At 73.4% G+C, this 717-nt stretch carries 1 protein-coding gene; it reads left to right on the top strand.

Annotated elements, in window-relative coordinates; all coding sequences use genetic code 11:
• Positions 1-717 (top strand): MutS-related protein (locus tag ACFR9S_RS13415; RefSeq protein ID WP_417385168.1); only part of this gene is annotated, 717 nt, incomplete at both ends.

Here is a 717-nt window from a genome sequence, read left to right as displayed (position 1 = left end):
CGGTCGGCGAACTCGCCTTCGACCTCTCGATCGCCCGCTTCGCCGCGAGACACGACCTGACGCGGCCCGTGCTGGTCGAGGACGGCCTCGCGGTCCGGAACGCCCGGAACCTCTTCGTCGAGGGAGAGGTCCAGCCGGTCACCTACGGCGTCGGGACGCACTCTGTGTCGGGAGGCGAGGCGGACCCGCCCTCGGGCGACCGCGTGGCGGTCCTGACGGGCGCGAACTCCGGCGGGAAGACGACGCTGCTGGAGACGCTCTGTGGCGTCGCGCTGCTGGCGGCGATGGGGCTGCCCGTCCCCGCCGAGCGCGCGGAGGTCGGCAGGTTCGACACGGTCGTGTTCCACCGTCGGCACGCCTCGTTCAACGCGGGCGTGCTGGAGTCGACGCTGCGCTCGGTCGTGCCGCCGCTGACGGGCGAGGGCCGGGCGCTGATGCTGGTCGACGAGTTCGAGGCGATCACCGAGCCCGGCCGGGCGGCGGACCTGCTGAACGGGCTGGTGGATCTGACCGTCGACCGCGGCGCGCTGGGCGTGTTCGTCACCCACCTCGCGGAGGACCTCTCGCCGCTGCCGGAGACCGCTCGGATCGACGGCATCTTCGCCGAGGGGCTGACCGACGACCTCGGCCTGCGCGTCGACTACCAGCCCCGGTTCGGCACCGTCGGGCGCTCGACGCCGGAGTTCATCGTCTCGCGGCTGGTCGCGAACGCGGGCG

It is taken from the genome of Halolamina salina (assembly GCF_042678005.1).
GTDB lineage: Archaea > Halobacteriota > Halobacteria > Halobacteriales > Haloferacaceae > Halolamina > Halolamina salina.
The sequence above is the reverse complement of the archived record's forward strand: the minus strand, read 5'-3'. Positions and strand labels throughout refer to the sequence as shown.